This window comes from Streptomyces albus subsp. chlorinus, assembly GCF_013302895.1.
In the GTDB taxonomy this organism is placed as follows: Bacteria; Actinomycetota; Actinomycetes; order Streptomycetales; family Streptomycetaceae; genus Streptomyces; species Streptomyces chlorinus.
The window spans coordinates 1316001-1317474 of record NZ_VJOK01000001.1 but is presented as its reverse complement, the minus strand read 5'-3'; the positions used below and the strand labels follow the sequence as shown (position 1 = coordinate 1317474).

Here is a 1474-nt window from a genome sequence, read left to right as displayed (position 1 = left end):
TGGGGCGCCGTGGCCCGCCTCCAGTACCAACTGGGCGGCTGGGCCCCGGGCACCCGGCTGCTGCTGGCCGACTCGCCCACCGCCCTGCTCGACCGGCTCCGCTCCCAGCGCCAGGGCGACCACGCCTTCCAGCGGCTGCTGCGCACCACCGAGATCACCCAGCACCGGCTGGTCGGTGACCGGGCCCGGGAGCGCAAGGAGCTGCGCAGGCTGAAGGCGAACGCCGCCCGGCAACGGCAGGCCAAGCGCACCGTGGAACGGCGGCTCGCGCAGGCCACGGAACGGATGCGCCGGGCACGCGCCGAGCGCGCGGCGCGGGCCGCCGGCCCCATCTCGCGCGCGGCCCTCCAGGCCGTACCCGTCAGCGCGTCCGGCGGCTGCGCCTACAGCCCTCCGCCGAAGGACGGGGGCGGCAGCGACGAGAAGTGGGTCGCCCCCGTGAAGGACTACACGCTCTCGGCGGGCTTCGCCTCGTCGGGCAAGCGCTGGGCGCACACCCACACCGGCCAGGACTTCGCCGTCGGCGTCGGCACCCCCGTACGGGCGGTCGGCGCGGGGCGGGTCGTCGAGACGAGCTGCGGCGGCCCCTTCGGCAACCAGATCGTCCTCCGGCACGCCAACGGCTACTACACCCAGTACGCGCACCTGTCCCGGATCCAGGTCAAGGAGGGCGAGTGGGTGCGGGCCGGCGAGCGCATCGGGCTGTCCGGGAACACGGGCAACTCCACGGGCCCGCATCTGCACTTCGAGGTGCGCGTCACCCCGGAGGTCGGCTCGGGCGTCAACCCCGTGCCGTGGCTGCGCAACCGGGGCGTGGACGTCTGAGGCCCCGCGGCACCGAGTGCCCGCGCGAGCAGGCGACGCCGCCCCGGCCCCGCCCGGTTCGCCGGACGGGGCCGGGGCGGCCTCTCCTCACCGCGCCATCGTGCGGTTCATCGCCAGGTTGGACACCAGCAGACCGCCGTCCACCGGCAGGGACACCCCGGTGACCCAGGCCGCGTCGCGGGACGCCAGGAAGGCGACGGCCGCCGCGATGTCCTCCGGCTCCCCGACGCGGCCCAGCGGGTAGTGGGCGCGCGCCTGCTCCAGCATCGCGGCGCGGTCCCGCCACACATCGGTGCGCACGGTGCCCGGTTCGACGAGGTTGACCCGTACGCCGCGCGGGGCCGACTCGACCGCCAGGGTGCGGGTCAGGGAGGCGAGGCCGGCCTTGGCGGCGCTGTAGGCGTGGTCGCCGAAGTGCTGTTCGGCGTTGACGGAGCCCACGTTGACGATCGCGCCCCGGCCCCCGGACCGCGCGAGCAGCGGCAGCGCGGCGCGGGCGCAGCGCGCCGCGCCGTGCAGCGTGACCTCGAAGTCCTCGTACCAGGGCGCCTCCTCCCACTCCTCGAAGCGGTCGGGGTCGCGGTGGCAGGAGTAGGCGTTGTTGACCAGGACGTCGAGCCCGCCGAACGCCTCCTGGGCCCGCGCGACG

2 protein-coding genes are annotated in these 1474 nt (G+C 75.9%); one reads left to right on the top strand and one right to left on the bottom strand.

The window, feature by feature from the left end; translation table 11 throughout:
* On the top strand, nt 1-825 hold an 825-nt coding region (locus tag FM076_RS06035; protein ID WP_173868881.1), incomplete at its 5' end, for a M23 family metallopeptidase.
* An 87-nt stretch (nt 826-912) separates the two neighbouring features.
* On the opposite strand, the gene FM076_RS06030 is transcribed toward FM076_RS06035, so the two are convergent.
* Nucleotides 913-1474 (bottom strand): SDR family NAD(P)-dependent oxidoreductase (locus FM076_RS06030; RefSeq protein WP_243274330.1); only part of this gene is annotated, 562 nt, incomplete at its 5' end.